The 19,224-nt window shown below is 54.2% G+C and carries 17 protein-coding genes; 8 read left to right on the top strand and 9 right to left on the bottom strand.

What is annotated here, in order from left to right:
- The first annotated feature begins 74 nt into the window (after positions 1 to 74).
- Positions 75 to 407 carry a hypothetical protein gene (locus tag H6F67_RS25565; RefSeq protein ID WP_190769480.1) on the top strand — a complete coding sequence of 111 codons (333 nt, stop codon included), beginning with the start codon at positions 75 to 77 and terminating at the stop codon, positions 405 to 407.
- A 265-nt stretch (positions 408 to 672) separates the two neighbouring features.
- Here the strand turns inward: H6F67_RS25565 and H6F67_RS25560 are convergent, their stop codons facing one another.
- Positions 673 to 2,166, bottom strand: coding sequence for a hypothetical protein (locus tag H6F67_RS25560; RefSeq protein WP_190769479.1), 1,494 nt, complete (start codon positions 2,164 to 2,166; stop codon positions 673 to 675).
- Between the two features lie 46 nt (positions 2,167 to 2,212).
- On the opposite strand from H6F67_RS25560, the gene H6F67_RS25555 reads away from it, so the two are divergent.
- Entirely contained in the window at positions 2,213 to 3,235 is a 1,023-nt protein-coding gene (locus H6F67_RS25555) for an N-6 DNA methylase (protein WP_190769478.1), read from the top strand.
- A gap of 17 nt (positions 3,236 to 3,252) precedes the next feature.
- On the opposite strand, the gene H6F67_RS25550 is transcribed toward H6F67_RS25555, so the two are convergent.
- Both H6F67_RS25550 and H6F67_RS25545 read right to left on the bottom strand, forming a co-directional pair.
- The gene (locus tag H6F67_RS25550; RefSeq protein ID WP_190769477.1) at positions 3,253 to 3,744 is read right to left on the bottom strand and encodes a hypothetical protein; all 492 of its coding nucleotides are present in this window, start codon (positions 3,742 to 3,744) and stop codon (positions 3,253 to 3,255) included.
- A complete protein-coding gene (locus H6F67_RS25545) occupies positions 3,704 to 4,015 on the bottom strand; it encodes a hypothetical protein (RefSeq protein ID WP_190769476.1) in 312 nt (103 codons plus the stop codon). Before H6F67_RS25545 ends, H6F67_RS25550 begins: the two co-directional genes overlap by 41 nt.
- A 610-nt stretch (positions 4,016 to 4,625) precedes the next feature.
- On the opposite strand from H6F67_RS25545, the gene H6F67_RS25540 reads away from it, so the two are divergent.
- Positions 4,626 to 5,315 (top strand): hypothetical protein, encoded by a 690-nt coding sequence (locus H6F67_RS25540; RefSeq protein ID WP_190769475.1) that lies wholly within the window; start codon positions 4,626 to 4,628, stop codon positions 5,313 to 5,315.
- 126 nt (positions 5,316 to 5,441) lie between these two features.
- Positions 5,442 to 5,666, top strand: coding sequence for a hypothetical protein (locus tag H6F67_RS25535; RefSeq protein WP_190769474.1), 225 nt, complete (start codon positions 5,442 to 5,444; stop codon positions 5,664 to 5,666).
- A gap of 41 nt (positions 5,667 to 5,707) precedes the next feature.
- Here H6F67_RS25535 and H6F67_RS28265 read toward each other — a convergent pair whose 3' ends face one another.
- A complete protein-coding gene (locus tag H6F67_RS28265; protein WP_277874631.1) occupies positions 5,708 to 5,836 on the bottom strand; it encodes a hypothetical protein in 129 nt (42 codons plus the stop codon).
- Positions 5,837 to 5,887: 51 nt separating this feature from the next.
- Between H6F67_RS28265 and H6F67_RS25530 the strand changes: the two genes are divergently transcribed.
- Positions 5,888 to 8,128: an ATP-dependent RecD-like DNA helicase gene (locus H6F67_RS25530; RefSeq protein ID WP_190769473.1), complete on the top strand. Its 2,241-nt coding sequence runs from the start codon at positions 5,888 to 5,890 to the stop codon at positions 8,126 to 8,128.
- A 124-nt stretch (positions 8,129 to 8,252) separates the two neighbouring features.
- Here the strand turns inward: H6F67_RS25530 and H6F67_RS25525 are convergent, their stop codons facing one another.
- The gene (locus H6F67_RS25525) at positions 8,253 to 10,163 is read right to left on the bottom strand and encodes a heavy metal translocating P-type ATPase (protein ID WP_190769472.1); all 1,911 of its coding nucleotides are present in this window, start codon (positions 10,161 to 10,163) and stop codon (positions 8,253 to 8,255) included.
- An 83-nt stretch (positions 10,164 to 10,246) separates the two neighbouring features.
- Between H6F67_RS25525 and H6F67_RS25520 the strand changes: the two genes are divergently transcribed.
- Together H6F67_RS25520 and H6F67_RS25515 are read left to right on the top strand one after the other, a co-directional pair.
- The gene (locus H6F67_RS25520) at positions 10,247 to 11,359 is read left to right on the top strand and encodes a precorrin-8X methylmutase (RefSeq protein WP_190769471.1); all 1,113 of its coding nucleotides are present in this window, start codon (positions 10,247 to 10,249) and stop codon (positions 11,357 to 11,359) included.
- Between the two features lie 219 nt (positions 11,360 to 11,578).
- The gene (locus tag H6F67_RS25515) at positions 11,579 to 12,958 is read left to right on the top strand and encodes an MFS transporter (RefSeq protein ID WP_190769470.1); all 1,380 of its coding nucleotides are present in this window, start codon (positions 11,579 to 11,581) and stop codon (positions 12,956 to 12,958) included.
- Positions 12,959 to 13,303: 345 nt separating this feature from the next.
- On the opposite strand, the gene H6F67_RS25510 is transcribed toward H6F67_RS25515, so the two are convergent.
- The 4 genes from H6F67_RS25510 to H6F67_RS25495 all read right to left on the bottom strand — a co-directional run bounded on the left by H6F67_RS25510 (position 13,304) and on the right by H6F67_RS25495 (position 17,325).
- Positions 13,304 to 13,552, bottom strand: coding sequence for a helix-turn-helix domain-containing protein (locus H6F67_RS25510; protein WP_190769469.1), 249 nt, complete (start codon positions 13,550 to 13,552; stop codon positions 13,304 to 13,306).
- A 62-nt stretch (positions 13,553 to 13,614) separates the two neighbouring features.
- Positions 13,615 to 14,388: a TIGR03943 family putative permease subunit gene (locus H6F67_RS25505; protein ID WP_190769468.1), complete on the bottom strand. Its 774-nt coding sequence runs from the start codon at positions 14,386 to 14,388 to the stop codon at positions 13,615 to 13,617.
- An 83-nt stretch (positions 14,389 to 14,471) separates the two neighbouring features.
- Positions 14,472 to 15,191, bottom strand: a complete 720-nt coding sequence (locus H6F67_RS25500; protein ID WP_190769467.1) for a DUF305 domain-containing protein — start codon at positions 15,189 to 15,191, stop codon at positions 14,472 to 14,474.
- A 76-nt stretch (positions 15,192 to 15,267) separates the two neighbouring features.
- Positions 15,268 to 17,325: a heavy metal translocating P-type ATPase gene (locus tag H6F67_RS25495; RefSeq protein WP_190769466.1), complete on the bottom strand. Its 2,058-nt coding sequence runs from the start codon at positions 17,323 to 17,325 to the stop codon at positions 15,268 to 15,270.
- Between the two features lie 384 nt (positions 17,326 to 17,709).
- Between H6F67_RS25495 and H6F67_RS25490 the strand changes: the two genes are divergently transcribed.
- On the top strand, positions 17,710 to 19,053 hold the full coding sequence (locus tag H6F67_RS25490) for an FAD-dependent oxidoreductase (protein WP_190769465.1): 1,344 nt from the start codon (positions 17,710 to 17,712) through the stop codon (positions 19,051 to 19,053).
- Positions 19,054 to 19,224 lie beyond the last annotated feature (171 nt).

Below are 19,224 nucleotides of genomic sequence, written 5' to 3'. Positions count from 1 at the left end.
AACCTTTTTTACACTTGTTTCTATTATCTCATTACCCTTGATTTCACCCTCTGCACTAAACAGGCAGTCGGGCAATGAGGGAAGCAGCTAGCTTCACGCAATTGCAGCAGTGGATGGAGTCTTGGAACTTAGGGGCAGCATTAGAGGATACCTACACGATCGCCCGTCGCTTGATTCGGGTTCATCTCGCCCAGCCCACGCCAGCCCAGCAGACGTTGATCGAGATGCTGTTGACCAGTGATGCTCAAGTGGTTAAACCAGATGAGCCGATTCAGCAACAAATCGTTGCAGTGTTGTTGGAGATGTTGACTCGAGAAGACTGGCAGACGATCGCAACAGCGGCTTCCCAATCGATCGCCGAGCGAGTCATGACAGAGCAAACTCAGGCGAAAACCGCAATTGTATAAAGTCGCCATATCTGGTGCTATGGCGATCGCCCTCACTTCCCTGTCTCTAGGTTCTTGATCGGCAGCGACATTTGAATACCGAAGATGAACGACCGTACAAGGAGCGGAGCATTGTCCTCCGGTGCAATCAACTGGCGAAAAACTTCTGCTGAGAAGCACCAAGCTCGATCGCACCAAAACATCGACTCGCCCCTTCAAATTCCCATAACGTTATAGCAAATCTTCTGCTACTTCCCCTATGCTGTATGGCAAGCGCCTCGAATGATCACAGCGAGGTGGTAACGTTTGACTGACAAGTTGAAATCCACACTTGGTCTCGATCGTAAAACTCGCCGCGCTGCTTCAATTCAAATCCACTCAGCAGTAAGGTGAGCCAGGTCTTCACCAAGTCTTGGTGCACGTTCGGCTCACCACCGTCAATCAACTGGTAATCCAGCGCATCGACAAGTTCTTGCAAGCGCACGGGCTGCGATCGTGCGCCCAAAACTGAAGCGATCGCCTGACTCCAAGCGGCAAAATTCTCGCTATGTGCCACCTGCATTGGATCGATTGGGGATTCTGCTTCGATCGCGCCCGTCGCCTCCAGAAAGTTCAGCATCTCCTCAACGGACTGCTCAACCACAACCGAGCCTGAATCTAGCGATCGCACTTCATACGGCTTGCGCTCAAACTCCGGTGCACTCAGCAGAAACGGCGTAAAGTCAAATTCAAAACTCTGGCGGACATCAGGAGCAAAAGCAGCATCCGGTATGTCTAGCCCGCGATCGCCTGATGCTTGCTCTAAACTCTCCAGAACGGTTTGAGCAAATTGGCAGTAGCGACCCACGATCTCGCTCACTCCGGCGGCGACGATCGCGAGCTGCATCGGGCGTTGCTCAGACGTTTCTGCTTGCTGATCCAAGTTCCGCCACATAACTTCTAAATCCAAGCGCAACCTGTGCGATTGAACTTCAGTTTCAGACTCTTCTGATGCTTCCGCCTGCACTCGATCGAGTCGTTTATCTAGCAGGTTTGCAGGTTGTCGCTCCAGATAAGCAAAGCGGCCAGTGCCATAGTGCTGCTTCAGCACGGCTCGTAAGCGATCGAAGTAATTGGCAAACTCGGTTGGGCTGACGCCGCGACAGTCAAGTGGTGGAAATTCAGCAGTCCGCTCAGAACCATGCCATACCTCGACACCCAGACCGACTAGTCGATCGTCACTGTCGCGATACAAAACCAAGCTTGCTGCAAATCGATCGGTCACGCCTGCAATATCAATTTGCCACTGCGCCTTCGCTTTCGATCGCGCCTCACTCGCCTGCTCCCAGGTGTGCGGCGGCAGAACTTCGATGCCGTTGAATCCCTCAATTCCGTAGCGATCGCGCAACGTCTGCCGCACCTGTTGCAGCCAGCAGTCGAGGTGTCGTGGCGTCATTCCACCACAAAAGAGCGGGGCAAGTTCAGCGACGCGCCGCTTGTTTTGACGCACGACGACCGCAACGGCACGGACGGGTGCATCGACCCCAAATTCTCGATACAGCCGCAGGTCAGCTCGTATTGCAGATGGCTCGATCTCCGGTGTGTCCACGCGCTGCTGTCCGTAGGCAGTGCGGCGATCTTGATTGCGGCGATCGCGGTGACGAGCGTGGGAACGACGGGCATAGCAGATGTTGGGATTCCAGCAGTTATCGCCCGACTCGCCATGGCGCGATCGCGCTTCTTGAGCGGTGAGCAGCGCACACTTGCGGCACTTTAGCGGAATCGATCGCCCCTGCCCCATCGGTATTTTGTGCGCTCCTCGTAACTTCCTTTTTCTTACTTTACCAATGTCATCCTCTCAAGTTGCCCCAAAGCGTGAATCCAGCAGAATTTTGAGTCCACCCGCCGCAAAGCAGATGTTCATCAAAACCTTCAAGGAGATCTGCGGCTCCGGTGCGTCACGCCATCGCATTTTCTCTGACTGGCTTGAATGTGCGGCGATCGCCCTGCATCAGCTTCCCTACCACGCCCAGGAGTTCGAGAAAGATAAAGCCTATCATCGTTTAGAGCAGATCTACCTCGATCGCATCCAGCCCTACAAGCTTGAGCAGCTTCATGGATTTTCGCACCTGCTGAGTATTACGATGCTCGCGCTGCAAGAACCCTGCTGTGACTTCTTGGGTGAAATCTATGCTGAGCTAGAGCTGGCTAAAGCTCATGCTGGGCAGTTCTTTACGCCCTACCCTGTTTCCCGCACAATGGCAATGCTGTGTATGGGCGATCTCAAAACGGCGATCGCACAGCAGGGCATCGTGACGATCGAGGAACCCGCAGTCGGTTCGGGTGGCTGTCTGGTTGCTGCCGCCCAAGCCGCATACAAGCAACACATCGATCCGCGCTGTTCTCTGCAAATGCGAGCAGTAGACATCGATCGCGACTGCTTCAACATGACGTACATTCAGCTTTCCTGCTTGGGATTGCAGGCGATCGTCTCTCATGGCAACACGTTGACGCTGGAAACTTGGGAAGCTCGACCGACGATGCAGCTTCGCTGCTTCTGGCAGTGGATGGACGAAACGGGCTTGAGTCGCGTTGTCTGGATGCACCGCTTGATGCAACAAGCACTCGACCTTGAAGCACCCGCTGTCACCGCAAATCCTGCTTCTGCTCCAGCGCAATTGCCCACCTACAAGCAACCCTCCAGAAAAACCAAGAAACCAAGCAGAAAACCAGAACTCCAGCTTAGCCTCACGCTGCTGGAGCCAGAAGACCTCACCTCAGCTCGATCGAGTCCGCAGCCGCGATCGCCCAAGCTGCCGACTGAGCAGTTTCAGCCTGCCCCGATTGCCCAGCTATCCCTGCTGCCATGATCTGCGGCAATGGAAAATTAGGCTGCTTGTAGTGAAATTTCAGGAAGATCCAAATCAATGGTTTCGTACCCAGAAATGCGCTTGAGAAACTGCATCGCACAAATGCGATCGCTCTCAGTCAGCGGATCAGAATAAAGTTGTTGCAGACCATTTTTCACCTGAGCCAGTCCAGACGGATGGGCGAGAACTGCGTCGAGTAGTTCAGCAGGGTAAGCTTGGGCGATCGGCGTGTCCGGTGCGGCAAGGGTGCGGATCAAATCACAGTTCTCTAAGCCCTTGAGCAGCCAAAGCGCTTCAAGCTGGATGCAGATGCGCTCCCAAGTCGATCGATGCCGCAAATCACCAAACTTTCGCATCACAACTTGGAACGCTTCTGCGGTCAGTTCTGTGCCATCTAGGAGGTTCAGCGTCTCCCAACTCGATTGCGCTTCGGCTTTGAGGTCTTGCAGCTTGAGCATCGCGACTTCCTCACCAAGGTAGAATGTGACGGGCTTTTTTGCTGCCTGCATCACCCGCCTTGAGGATCTGCTGGTGGCCTTGGGCATCTTGGGTGACGATCTCGTGGCGAGCTGCCAAATCTCCGACCATCAGTGCTTCTTGGGCTTCTTGCGGCAGCGAGGAGCGATCGTTCCTGACAGCGCCCGTTTGCTCGTAGAGTTCATCGACCGAGCAGTCAAGCAGGTTGCGCGTAACGATCGCGTTGAGTTGAGCATGAGTTTTGGCGTTGCCCCGACGCTGCTTGACTTTGTGCTTGCAGCGCTCTTTGCGCGGTTGCGCCATCGACGCGATGCTGCGGAACGAATGCTTGATTCTCACCAAACAGCCCCAGTTGTTCTTGGTCTTTCGGTGCTTCCTTCCAGCGATCGAGCCAACCCATTTAACCAATCCTTGTCACTGACATCAGTTTACCGCCTGTAATCGAACAGGTTTAATAGAACAACGTAGAAATGAGGATGCAATTAGACTGTCGTTTTTTCTTAGGGTGCAATATATCGCCAATTTTAGACGTTTATTTGCACCCTAACCAATAAAAACTGCGTCTTTGCCACTCTGGTCGTGCTGCTCCTCAAGCTGCTTAGCCAGCTTACGCCAATTCCTACTCACTCGCATCTTATGGTTAGGGTGCAATATTGAACAAACTTTCACTAGTTTTGATGCACCCTAACCACATTTTTCTCAATCTTGTTTCGCTACAGGCTACAGTGCAGAACTCCAATGTTGTTTTGTCGTTGCGCCCCAAGTTCGATCGACTTGCCTTAGAAGAACGCGCTCATCCGCGATCGCTTGTCTTTTGGAGTCTCTACTCCGGCTGAACTGGCTTGCACAATGTTCTAGCAATTATATATATTTACTGTGCTAGAACTAATGCGCCAACTCTTTCCCCTTCACCATGCCCAAGAAAGTCTGTGGCTTTGGTTTCGACTGCGGCTCGATGCTGCTGCAACCTGGCCTAGAGCCGGGAGAGTGTCCGAACTACACTACCTGCGGCAGAGCGACTCGGTTGACACCCGATGAAGAAATCGAACTGATTCGCGTCCGTCGGGTGCAGCGCGAAAAACGGCAACGGCGATCGCGGCAAGCACAACGCGAGCAAGCACTACGGCGGGAGGTGTGGAGAACGACGCGGCGGCAGATTGCCCTGGAAATGCTGATGCAGCGGGGCTGTCCACAAACCTATCGGCAGTACGTTCCCAACGAAACTTTCGAGCAGTTAACCGAGGTGATCGCCCAGCTTCAAGCTCAACTTGCCCAGTTTGAGGGCAGCTACATTCCGCCAGAAGGCACGATCGCGCATCGCTATTGGGTGCATCGCGGCTACGCCAGCTACCCCTACAACAAGCTGATGGCTCGGCGGGCGATGTTTGCGCCAGCGCAGGAAGAGCAGGCGGTACGGATGATTCACCTGAGTCGAGATGACGACCCGCGCAACCTGGAAGCTCGCAAAGGCATTACTCGAATGCATAGACTCGTCGCGATTCGTGAGCAGTTGCAGGTCGCTCAGGCAGCAGTCGCGGAAGCGATCGCCCTAGCAACGGTAACTGTCGAACCGTTCGGAGTGGAGCAAACCGAGACAGATTAAGACTTCAACTCTAGCCTGTAGTTCTAGCGCAAATAATACGCACATTTGCTAGAACTATTGCTGAAATCAATTTCACTATAAACTGTAAAGGTTCAAGCCTGGATGCTTGTAGTCGTTGAACAGGTTATGGCTTCAACTCCCAATTCTGCGACTACACCTCCTGTTGTGCCCAGCGGCTATCGATCGCAGTCGGCTGATACCAGCCCTCAAGCGGACTGGGTGCTGTTCGAGCAGCTTCGACGAATGCCCGCCTCAGATCGATACCAACGCTTTCGCAGCTTCAATTCCGCTTGGCGATCGCGCCTGTGGTGGCTATGCACTCCAACCCCAACCGCTGTCAGGTGGCGATAGGCAGCACAACTGCAAGTCGAAGTGGAACTCGCGCAAGTTACTCAGGAAGCGGGACTGTAGTGAGCTTGGCGATCGTCCAGATGCAACGTTGCTGCCGTCGCAACACCCACAGCAAATGGACGGCAGCAGCGGGCAATCTCGATGTGCCACCGCGATCGATTCAGTTCCATCGCACTAGCAGTAGGATGAAGGCAAGTGAGGATTGAGGCAGTGAGAACGGCATGAGCGCAAACGATCGCCCCTCCGGTTCCTACCACGCTCCGCCGATCGAGTCGTTGCAAGGCGTGGTCGAACGCTTAACTTACCACTCCCAAGAATCGGGCTACACGATCGCCCGCCTCAAAGCGCCTCGCACCAGCGAATTGGTGACGATTACGGGAAACTTCGCCAATATCCAGCCTGGACAAACTTTGCACCTGAACGGCACATGGCGCGAGCATCCCAAGTACGGGCAGCAGTTCCAGGTGACGCAGTATCGCGAAACGAAGCCTGCCACCATCACGGGCATCGAAAAGTATTTGGGCAGTGGCCTGATTAAAGGGGTTGGCCCCGTCACCGCGAAACGCATCGTTGCTCATTTCGGTTTGGACACGCTCGACATCATCGAGCAGCAGATCGATCGCCTCGTCGAAGTCCCCGGCATTGCCAAGAAGCGCGTCAAGCTGATTCAGGCTGCTTGGCAAACGCAGAAGGCGATCAAAGAAGTCATGCTTTTCCTGCAAAGTCACGGCGTTTCGACTACTTACGCCGTCAAGATCTATAAGCAGTATGGCGACCAGTCGATCGCCACTGTCACCGCCAACCCCTACCAGCTTGCAACCGACATCTACGGCATCGGCTTCGTGACGGCAGACGCGATCGCCCGCAACCTGGGTGTGGCTCCGGGTTCTGAGTTTCGCTACCGCAGCGGTATTGTGCATGTGCTGGGCGAAGCAGCCGAAGAAGGCCACTGTTTCTTGCCCGCAACCGAACTGGTCGATCGCATTGTCAAGCGTTTGGAAGTGGCCGACCACCGCCCCGATGCGGCTGCGGTGCGATCGCTCATCGCTCAAATGGTCATGGATGGAGAACTGGTCAAAACGGACGAACTGATCGAGCAATTTGATGAGTATGCCTACTACGCGCCGACCTTCTACGGAGCAGAGCAGAAGCTGGCCAATCGCCTCCAGCAGTTGCTCAGTCAGCCGATCGCCGTTGACCTGCCGCGTGTGCAGCGCTGGATCGATCGCTTCGTGTCGCACACGGGTCTTGAGTTATCCGAACAGCAGCGGTACGCCGTCGAAATGGCCGCCAGCCAACGAGTGCTAATTCTCACAGGTGGTTCCGGTGTGGGCAAGACCTTCACCACGCGTACGATCGTGGCCTTGTGGAAAGCGATGGGGCTGTCGATCGCTCTAGCTTCGCCAACCGGACGCGCTGCCCAACGCCTGAGCGAGATGACCGGCAAGGAGGCAAAAACGATCCATCGCCTGCTGGAGTTCGATCCCAGACATATGCAGTTTCAGCGCAACTCGGACAACCCGATCGAGGCGCAAGCCGTTGTCGTCGATGAAGCTTCGATGCTCGACTTGTTTCTGGCAAACTCGCTGCTCAAGGCGATCGCGCTGGACGCCCAACTGCTGCTAGTGGGAGATACTGACCAGCTACCGAGCGTTGGTCCCGGAGCTGTACTACAAGACTTGATCGCATCGGGACAAATTCCGGTTGTGCAACTGACGCAGGTGTTTCGTCAAGCGCAAGCGAGTCAGATTGTCAGCAATGCACACCGCATCAATCAAGGGCAGTTGCCCAAGCTGGAGCCTGTCTCCAACTCGCCGCAAACCGATTGCCTGTGGCTCAATGCGTGGGAGCCGGAGCATGGCATTCAAGCGCTGCAAGATCTGATCACGGATCTCGTTCCAAAACTGGGCTTCAAGCCCACTGTTGATGTGCAGGTACTTTGCCCGATGACCCGAGGCACGATCGGCACGCGCAATCTCAACGCTGTATTGCAACAGTTGATGAATCCAGCGAGTGCGGCCAAAACCGAACTGACACGAGGAGGGATGGCGCTGCGGGTGGGCGATCGCGTCATGCAGAAGGTGAACGACTACGATCGCGAAGTGTTCAACGGCGACTTGGGCACGATCGCGGCGATCGACATCGAAGAACAAGAAGTCAAAGTGCAGTATGGTGATCGGATAGTGAGCTACGACTACGCCGATCTGAACGAGGTTGGCTTAGCTTGGGCAGTGACGATTCACAAAAGTCAGGGCAGCGAGTATCCAGTCGTGATTTTGCCCATCTACATGCAGCACTACCTGATGTTGTCGCGCAACCTGATCTACACGGGGTTGACTCGTGCCAAACGGTTGGCGATTCTGGTCGGGCAGCAGAAGGCGATCGCGCTTGCCGTCCGGCAGGTGAAAGACCAACAGCGCTACACTCTGCTTGACCAGCGATTGATGCGATCGCAGGTGTAAACGGTGAGCGATCGAGATTCAGCTCGTGATACCGTGCAGGTGCACTTGTTGCTTTTACGAAGATCGTGGCAAAAAAACTGCTGGTGGCCGAAAGCCCAGGCAAGGTCAAGAAGTCAATTGATTCTCAGCCGCGCAACAGCCGTAAGCCGCTCAGCGTCACCAGCACGGTTGAGCCTTCATGCCCAATCACGCCCAGCGGTAGGGTGATGTGGCTGGCAAAGTTCGCGACGAGCAGCAGCACGATAAATCCGATCGCAAACGTGATGTTTTGTCGAATCACCGATCGCGATCGCCGCCCTAAGCGCACGGCAGCAGCAAGCTTTTCGAGGCGATCGGCCATCAGCACGATGTCTGCCGTTTCCATTGCCACGTCGCTCCCCGCCACGCCCATCGCAATCCCAACTGAAGCTTGAGCCAGTGCAGGCGCATCGTTGATGCCGTCTCCAACCATTGCCACTGTGCGATAGCGCTGTTGCAGCGATAGAATCACGCTGACTTTATCTTCTGGCAGCAAATTGGCGTAGACGCGATCGAGTTGCAGGGCGGCGGCGATGCTTTGGGCGGTTTGCTCGTTGTCTCCGGTGAGCATGACGATCTCTTGGATTCCCAGTCGTCGCAGCAGCGCGATCGCACGTTCAGCTTCAGGGCGAATCGTATCGGCAACGGCAATCAACCCTAAGGGCTGCTGATTGGTGGCAATCCAAATCACCGTTTGTCCAGCCTGTTCGCACTGTTGCGCCAAGGCTTGAAGTGAGGCAGGCCAATTGCTCACCTGAGACTGCACGAAGGCGGCTTTTCCGGCGATCGCCCTTTGCCCATCCACCTCGCCCGTGATGCCCTGCCCAACCTGAGCTTGTACCTGCTGCGCGATCGGCCAGTTCACCTGCTGCTGGACAAATTGAGTGATCGCTTGCCCGATCGGATGCTCTGACTGACTTTCGAGCGCGGCGGCAATTTGGAGAAGGCAAGTTTCAGTTTGTGGATCAACGGCCTGCACCTGAACGACTTGCAGTTTGCCTGTGGTGAGGGTTCCGGTTTTGTCGAAAGCGATCGCCCGCACCTGACCGATCGCTTCAAGCTGTGCGCCGTTCTTAAACAGAATGCCCTGTCTGGCTCCATTGGCAATGCCTGAGAGCAGTGTGGGCATGATCGCCGCCATCAGCGCACAGGGAGAGGCGACAACGAGGAAAATCAGCGATCGATAGATCGTGTCTTCCCAACTCCAGCCCAACAGCAGCGGCGGCAAAGTGGCGAGGAGAATGCCCAGAAGGACGATCACCCGCGCATAACCGCGCTCAAACTGCTCAACAAACTGCTGGGAAGGCGGTGCTTCCGTTTGCGCCTGTTCGACCAGACGAATGACGCGCTGAATTAAGCTGCTTTCCGGGGATTTGTGAACCTTGAGCGTCAATGCGCCCTGTCCGTTAATCGTTCCGGCGAACACTTCATCGCCCACTGTTTTGTCAACCGGAAGCGATTCTCCCGTAATCGGGGCTTGGTTGAGGGTGCTGTGACCTTCGAGGATAATGCCGTCGGTGGGAACGCGCTCTCCCGGTTTGACGCGGACGCGATCGCCCAGTTGCAGTTGATGGACGGCGATCGATTCCTCCTCACCGTGCCGCAAGACCTGCGCGACATCCGGCGTCAGACTCATCAAGCTGCGGATACTGCGCTCCGTCCGCTGCATCGCATAGCCTTCGAGTGCCCCGCTGATCGCGAAGATCAAAATCAGGACGGCTCCATCGACAATCAAAAAGTATTCTCGCCGCCACAGTCCCAGCCCTGCCGCGCCCAATGCCGCCACGATCATCAACAAATCGACATCGAGTTCCTTGTCTCGAATCAGCGTGGTCAAGCCTTCCCGCGCACTGTCAAAGCCGCCAATCACATAGGCAGCCGGAAGCAACAGCAGCGCCAAACCCAGCCAGCCCAAATGCAGCGTCAGCCAGCCCAGCAAAACCAAAAGACCGCAGACGGCAGCAGCGATCGCGTCCGGATGTTCTTTCCACGCCAGCCGCAAATTCAAAGTCGTCATCGCACCCCATCTCAAACAGCTTCCTCACTCTAAACCTTGACATTGATGTAAATGTCAACCCCAATTTTTGCTAATTTGAGAACATGGCAACACAACATCTGACGATCAAAGAACTAACCGAGGCCGCAGGCGGACAGGTGACGCCGCGCATGGTGCGCCACTATCACCAGTTGGGCTTACTGCCCTTACCGCAGCGATCGACCGCCAACTACCGCCTCTACACCCAGCAGGACGTGCAGCGACTCCGGCGCATCGTCGCCCTTAAGCAACAGGGCTTTCAGCTTTCGCACATCGGACAGCTATTAGAAACTGATGCGGAAACGGACGCGAATCAAACCTTGATGATTCAGCTACAGCGGCAGTATCAAACGGTGATGCAGCAAATGGCGCGACTGCGACAAACCGCCACCGCGCTTGAAGGCTTGCTGGGGCGCGATCGCCACTGTCTGACCACGCAGGCGGAAGCACTAGCGCAACTCAAGCGGCTCGAAGCAGACGCGCAATCGGGCTGCGGCGAACTCGAACAGCTTTGGCTCAGCTTGGATGCTGAAACGGCCACGCACCCCGAAACCTTTCAAGAATCGCTGCAACGGTTGCTCCCTGATCTGTCGCACTATTCCGAAATCACCGTTCATTTGCTGCATCACTTAGTATTGGCCTGTGGCGATGTCAGTCTGGTGAATTTTGTGCGCCTCAGTGATGGCGCGATCGCAGCCGCACGAGATGCCTTGAAATCCGGCTGTGCGATCGTGACAGATGTAGCAATGGTGGCTGCGGCACTCGATCGCACTCGACTCGCTCATCTCAACTGTTCCGTCGAAACGCTGATCGCCAATCCGCACGTGACGGCAGTGGACGAGGCGGAGCAAGCCTTTTGGGATGATGCACTGGTACAGGAACGCTTGGCGCAAATTCCCGTAGGCAGCGTGTTGGCGATCGGCTATGCGCCCTCGGTTTTGCTGGCAGCCTGTCAACTGATCGAGCAGCGGCAGATTCAGCCTGCGCTCGTAATTGGGATGCCGATCGGGTTTAGCCATGCACCTGCGGCCAAACGGCAACTGATGCGATTGCCCACGCCCTACATCACGATCGAGGGCACGATCGGCGGTGGATTGCTCGCCGCCGTTGCCCTCAATGCGTTGATTGAAACTCTACTTGAGAAACCGGACTGCCACTGCTATTTGACTCGTCTGTAATCAATTACCGAGCAGCAAAATGGTTCAGCTTGGCGATCGCTGCAATACCCCCCTGGGGCATAAAATACTTTGCTCCTAAGCGGTCTTTCATTGGAGCAATTCAGAAGCTAAATAAATATGCCCCCCTATGGGATATGTCTGAAATAGCTTTGCTTGAACTATTCTGTATGTATCCCCCTACCTTCTAGCGCTAACTCGTCTTCGAGGAGGCAGTTCCAGATGAACACCTTTTCACTTTTTCACAGCTTAAGAAATCCCACATTTGCAAGGCTGTATGCGGCTCAAACAACAAACCTGATTGGCGATGCGTTGACTTGGGTGGGACTAGCTCTGCTCGCGTTTGAATTGGCGGGCAAAGATTCAGGCATTGTTCTCTCAGGCGCACTCACGTTGCGCGTGTCGGCGTTTGTGCTGCTGTCACCCCTGGCAGGCGCGATCGCCGATCGCTTTGATCGCAAACGCATCATGGTCGTCACGCATCTGGCGCGAATGCTGATTGTCAGCCTGCTGCTGTTCGTTAGTCAGGTATGGCAGATTTACGCGATCGTCTTGGCACTCAACGTTTTCTACGCCTTCTTCACACCTACCTATACGGCAACCATTCCTCTAGTGACGGGGAGTGCCGAGTATCCACAGGCGATCGCCCTGTCCAGCGCGACGTTTCAACTGCTGGGCGTCTTGGGGCCAGGACTGGCGGGTGCGGTTGCCGCCTTCATTGGCGCAAGGCAGGTCTTTTTTCTCGATGCGCTGTCGTTTCTTGTGGCCGCAATGCTGCTCGTGACGCTGCCTGGAGAACTGAGGATCGACCAGAACCGCCAGTCTGTTAGAACAGTCAGCAGAACACTCCAGGACATCAAGGCGGGAACCACTCGCCTGTTTGCAGACGCGCCGATTCGATATGCGCTGGCGATGCAGCTTGTCGCATCAATCACAGGCGCTCAAATCTTGGTGAACACCGTTGGCTATGTGCAGGGAACTTTGGCGCTGGGCAAGGTCGAGTACGGCTGGGTAATGGCCGTCTTTGGGATTGGGGCAACTTTGGCCTCGATCGCCTTTGGCAACTTCAACCAGCGCTTTGCCAGAACAACGTTTATCGGCGTGGGTGCGGCTCTGATTTCCTTGGCGTTGCTGCCTGCAAACTCTGCGGGTCTGGTTCCGTTAATGCTGCTTTGGCTCATGGCGGGAGTAGGACAATCCTGGGTGAATTTGCCGACGCAAACCTTGATTGCCGATCGCATTCCCACCGAATTCCAAGGGCGAGTGTATGGAGCACATTTTGCCTGGAGTCATTTGTGGTGGGCGTTCGCCTATCCGATCGCGGGCTGGCTCGGCAGTCATCAGCCCACTCAAATGTTTTTCTACGGTAGCTTGATCGGCTTGGTTCTTCTCGTCACTGTCCAACTGACGCTTTCACATCCGGAGCCAGTCCATCGGCATGAAAGCTACTGGCACGATCACGAGCATCGTCACGATGAGTCTCATCAGCACAAACATCATCCCGGCATCTTAGCAAGTGAGCCGCACACGCATCCTCATCAACATGCCGCCTTTCGTCATGTTCATCTCTATGCTGAGATGCATCATCACGGGCATAGATAATCTGTTGTTAATAACGCAGTTGTGAAGTTGTGGCACATTACGACATTAGGTTGTTGTTTCTAGGCTAATGCTGAATTAGGAGACCAGCTAATCCCAACGAGCGTTTTATGCTCTGCCCTCAGCAACAGTGCAACTGCAAGAATCTATTCAAAACCGATCGCGCAAAGGATAGTTTTGTTTCCCTGTTGCCGACAAGTATCGACTCGCGAGATTGCGTAACCCGCGAAGAGAATTAGAGCGGTAATCATCATTACTGCGAGAATTTGATCTGTTTGCATTTGTTTTGCTTTGTAGTGAAATCAGTCGATCGCGATCGCTGTGAATCTGTTAATTGATTCAGGAGAATTACGGTAATTTACTGACCGAAGAAACAGTTTCAGAAGAATTTGAAGCGGGCAATCGATAGCGCATTTCCTGACCAATCTGCTGCTCAATTTTTTCGTAGACAAGCAGGGAGCGCAAAGCTCTGGTGATTCTGGAGGCGGGACGATCCAAAATTTCACTTAGCTCCTGCTTGGTTCGAGGAGCTTCTTGCAGCAGCGCGAGGATGGAATCTTGTAGAGGCGAATGCGGTGGTCTGGGTGGAATCTTCATTGGAATTCGAGCATCAAACTTCACGGGGTTACTCGTAAATCTTGAGAGAAATAAAGTGCAGCTTAGTTGTATTCGTAAGGCTCCTTCGGTTGAGGAATTGGCGTGAGCGATCGCGCCTGAATCACCAGTTCGCGCTGGCCGTTAAAGGTTTCGGTCATCAAATCACCGCGCACTTCAAGCCAAGTGTCGGGCGCATAAGCTTGACGACTTTCGTTGAGTTTGACAATCATGCCGACCGGATAGGCATCCAGCGCACAATGGGCAATCACGAAGCGAGTAATTGCAAAATAGTGGTCTGGCAAGTTGGGAGAATGGACGACAAAGCCTTGCACTTTTGCCTTTTGCCCTGCGTACATATCCGGTTCTGGGTAGACGGTGAGCGTTCTTGCCCACTGCAAAATGGTTCGCTCCTCCGAGTTGACCGTACCCCGAAACGCCTGCGGCTGAATGCGCGTTGAAATCAGCGCTTCGGTAATGCCTTGCTGCGTTGCCGCTGCACTGCCCAGCACTTGCGGAGCCGTCAGCAGTCCGAGCAGTGCCGTTGCCGCCAAGAGTCCGCTAGCGAAACCTGCGGGCAGTGAGGTGGTGTGCGGAGCAGTTGGAAACGATCGCCTTTGCAGCAGTTGTCGAGTTTTAACGCCGCTGATCACCAGCAGCGCCAGTCCCGTGCCCACCACAATTCCAAAGAACCGGGGATGCACCAGTAAGGCGAGTTCTCCGGTGAGGCGATATTTGAACATCAGCAAGCCCCAGGCGGTGATCGCCACGATCGTCAGCCAGTTGGTTAAGACCTTCGATCGACTTAGCTTGAAGGATTTGAGGGATTGAGTGGTCATGAGATGCAGATGAGTTCGGGCAGGATTGCCCCAGTGCAGACAGGCTACACTGGGGCGCTGAAGCTAGGGTGAGCAATCGCGGCTTACTGGTTGTACCACTGCTGCTTCCACTGCTTCATCTGGTTGATCTCTTGCTGCTGGCTGTCGATGATGCTCTGCGCTAGCTGCTTAATTTCCGGGCGATCGCTGTTTTGCAATGCCTGCTGCGCCATCGTTACAGCGCCCTCGTGGTGTGGAACCATCGCATTAATGAAGCGCAGATCGAACTGGTCATCGGCGGCACCCAAGCTGCCCTCCATCCTCATGCTCGCTTCCATTTCCTGGGACATCGGCATATCGTGCCCCATCTGGGCGTCGAACATGACGGGTTCAGTCGGAGCGTCCGGATACCAAGATTGTCGCCAAGATTTAAGTTCAGCAATTTCGCGCTCTTGAGCATCGATGATTTCTTGAGCCAACTGCTTGATTTCCGGGCGATTCGATTTTTGCAGCGCTTCTTGCGCCATCACTACCGCGCCCTCATGGTGCGGGATCATGCCGTCGATGAAGCGCAAATCAAACGTTTCGTTTTTTGGCCCCAAGTCCATGCTCATCGACCCCATCGAGCCGTGATCCATGCCTGCCATTGGTGATTGACCGCCATGATTCATTCCAGGCATGGATGACATTCCTGGACTTTGCGCCGTTTCAGTCGTGGGCGATTGGCCTTCAGTGGTCGATTGCGTCGTGGATTGACCCGCGCAAGCGGTCAACGCCAAAGCGCCAGTGAAGACGATCGCCAATAGGGGGTTTCTCAGTTTCATGATTTTGTCAGGTTGTGTACTCGTTGTTACAATTCATGCTAGATTCTCCAGTCGGCTGGAGTGTCAAGGGGAGGCACTAGGTCAGCCGAACGCGCCGCAGCAGCACGGCATTGATTGAGACGATCACCGTCGAGAGGCTCATCAGCACGGCTCCGATCGCAGGCGACAGCAGAATACCCAGCGGAGCCGCAACGCCCGCAGCCAGCGGGATCGCGATCACGTTGTAGCCCGTTGCCCAAAACAAGTTTTGGATCATCTTGTCGTAGGTGGCTTTCGCTAGCTTGAGCGCGTAGACGGCATCAAGCGGATTACTGTTGACCAAAACAAGATCTGCCGATTCGATCGCCACATTCGTTCCCGCCCCGATCGCCAGTCCTAAATCAGCCTCAGTCAGGGCAGGCGCGTCGTTGATGCCGTCACCGACAAAGGCAGTGGGGCGATCGCGCTTGAGTTTCGTAATCAGCGCGGCTTTGTCTTGTGGTAGGACACGAGCAAAGTATTGATTGATCCCTAGCTCTGCCGCGACCGTTTTCGCGACGGCTTCGGCATCTCCGGTAATCATCACCACGTCCACGCCCATCTTCCGCAGTTGCGCGACCGCTTCACGGGCGGATTGTCGCACCTGATCGGCGAGTCCAAACAGCGCCAGCATCCGCGCCTCATCGAACAGCGCGATCGCACTTGCACCCTGCACTTCGATCTGCTGCAAGCCTGATCGCAGACGCGGCTGAAAGTCGAGGTGCAGTTCCTCCACCCATTCCGGTCGCCCGACGCGATAGCGCTTGCCCGCGATCGATCCCTCGACGCCTTTACCCGTCACGGATTGAAAGTTATCCGCTTGGGGAGGCGTAAGCCTTCGATCAGCGGCGGCCTGCACGATCGCTTGTGCCAGTGGATGTTCGGATCGCGATTCGAGGGCGGCAGCAATGGCGATCGCGTTTGACTCGTCAATTCCTTCGACAAAAATGCGCTGAACACCAAACTTGCCCTCAGTCAGGGTTCCAGTTTTGTCAAAGGCGATCGCTTTGATGTTCCTCGCCCGCTCAAACGCCTCGCGGCTGCGAACGAGAATGCCGTGTTTGGCAGACATGGCGGTGGCATTGACGATCACCAGGGGAATTGCCAATCCCAGCGCATGAGGACAGGCAATCACCAGAACGGTTACGGCGCGATTGACGGCAAACACCAAACCGCCACCGACCGCGAGCCAGACGATGAGCGTGAGTGTACCAACCGCGATCGCCACCAGCGTTAGCCAGTAGGCAATCTGGTCGGCGAGTGCCTGATAGCGACTGCGGGAGTTCTGCGCCTCTTCCACCAGCCGCATGATCTGGCTGAGCGTGGTTTGATCGCCTGTGCGCGTCACTTCCACCGTCAACGCCCCCTCGCTGTTGACCGAACCCGCCACCACCTCATCTTTGACCTGCTTGAGAACGGGGCGCGATTCTCCAGTGAGGAATGCTTCGTTGAGGCTGGATGCACCCTCGACGACTGCTCCATCGATCGGCACCTGTTCGCCCGGACGAATCAAGATGCGATCGCCCTGCCGCAGTTCACCCACTGGTACATCTTCTGATTGCCCCTGGCTGAGTCGATGGGCAACGGCTGGCACAAGTTCGGCTAAATTTTCGAGAGCGCGACTGGCTCCTTGCACCGAGGCCATTTCAATCCAGTGCCCCAGCAGCATGATGTCTACCAGGGTTGCCAGTTCCCAATAGAACGGTTCACCCTCTAGCCCCAGCGACACGGCCACGCTATAGACAAACGCCACCGTAATCGCCAGTGCCACCAAGGTCATCATGCCAATCTTGCTGTGCAGTTCACCCCACGCACCGCGCAGGAACACCCAGCCGCCGTAAAAGTAGATGATGGCCGACAGAATTGGGCTGACCCATTGCGCCCCTGGAAACTGAATCGCTTGGTAGCCAAACCAGTCTTGAAAATGCGACGCAAAGTAAAGAATTGGCAGCGTCAGGAGCAGGCAGATGAAAAAGCGCCGCTTAAAGATCTGGGGATCATGTCCAGCGTGATTGCCATGTCCAGCGTGAGTAGATGCATGAGAACGCGGGGAATGGTGCGGATGATGACCATTCGCACCGTGATCACCCTGATTGTGATGATGGTCGTGCTGCATTTACAAAATTTCCTTGCGGCAAAACACAGTCGATCGAACCCATAACACGGAGTCAACCAACTAGCTTCGCAGACGATTGTGAAATCAGGATGAAATTGCGATCGGACTCTGATTCGTTCTTCAAACGAAGCGCAGATGTTAACAGCACAATACTAAATTGAAACTATCCAGCTTTATTGAAACCTTATGCAGTTTAATAAGAGAAAGATAAAAATTTCAAGACGTTTTACGTTGTTTCAAAGTAAGAATCTTGCCTTCTCAAACTAAGAAGGTTAAAAACCATGATTGTCATTAATACGACTGATTTCATTCTAATTTCATAATTGAATTGAAAAATAATTAATAGAATCCTACTTCTCTTCTATAAAGGATAAATGTAAGCTTATGAATTTTGACTATGATTTGGTTGTGATTGGAGCGGGTCCAGGCGGCCTTGCTGCCGCTCAACGAGCAGCTAGTTATGGAGCAAACGTAGCGATCGTTGAGCGCGATCAGGTCGGTGGTACTTGTGTCGTTCACGGCTGTATTCCTGAGAAACTGATGGCCTACGCCGCGAGCTTCATGCAGTTTTTTCAGAATGCGGATGAGTACGGTTGGGGAAGCGTTTCTTGTCAGTTTGATTGGTCTCAATTTATGAAGGTTAAAGCTCAGCACATTAAGCATCTAAGTCAGGTTCATCGAGACCATCTGCAGAAAGCCAGGGTCAAACTGCTAGAGGGTCATGCTCAGTTTGTTGATGCTCACACGCTGCAAATTGGTGGCGATCGCCTCACCGCCAACAAAATTTTGATTGCAGTCGGCGGAACTGCGGTGAAGCCGAATCTTTCCGGTAGTGAACAGGCAATTACAACTCGTGAATTGTTGGAGCTTCCTGATCGACCCGATCATCTTGTCATCGTGGGCAGCAATCACATTGCAGTGAAGGCGGCGGGCATGATGAATGCTTTAGTTCCAAAGGTGACGCTGATTACCTTGGAAAATCAGATCCTTCCAGGCTACGACGATGATTTGAGCGCCACCATTCAAGCCGAGCTTTCTAAATCAGGTGTTCAACTGATCTGTCGATCTCAGGTGCAACGGCTTGAGCGTCAACAATCTTGTGTGAAGCTGACGCTATCGAGCGATCCTTCCAGTTCGATTTCCGCCAGCGTTGTGGTGTGGATCGAAAAGCGAATTCCCAATTTAGACGGATTGAATCTAGAGCAAGCGGGTGTCCGCCTTGAGCAAGATGCGATCGCAGTCGATACCTATAGTCGCACTTCACAACCAAATATTTTTGCGATCGGTGATTGTACCCTTCGCCCTCACTGGACGCCAGTGGCGATCGCATCTGGTCGCGCTTTTGCAGACGCCGAGTTTGGCAATCAACCTCACATCGTAAGCGATGAAAGTATTCCGGCTGTTGTCTCAACGCAACCTGAAGCTGCAACCGTTGGCTTATCTGAAACGCAAGCCCGCAATCAGTTTGGTAATGCTGTTCAATGCTATCGCAAAACATTTCAGCCGCTATTTAATCTGATGGGAGAATCAAAGCAGTCAACATTTCTCAAGATAGTCGTTGATCCATCGTCCGATCGAATCCTGGGAGTTCACATGATGGGCGAGTATGCTAGCGAAATTATTCAAATGGTTGCTTTAGCAATGAAAGCTGGACTGACAAAAACACGTCTTGATCAAATGATTGGCATTCATCCTTCTATTGGCGAAGAATTTTTTACAATGAACTAAGAGGAAACAACGAAAGTTCGATCGAACTGAAGCCGTCCTCTACTAATCTGAAACAATAGATTCAGCCTGCGCTGCTCCAGTCGCTTGAGTGCCGTTGAAGTAAGTTTCGAGGACTTGTCGCACCATTGGAGCCGCCACTGAACCGCCACCGCCACCCGAATTCTCAACAAA

Origin of the sequence: Microcoleus sp. FACHB-1515, from assembly GCF_014696105.1 — a bacterium.
Classification (GTDB): Bacteria; Cyanobacteriota; Cyanobacteriia; order Elainellales; family Elainellaceae; genus JAAUTJ01.
This window is presented reverse-complemented; position numbering and strand designations above follow the sequence as displayed.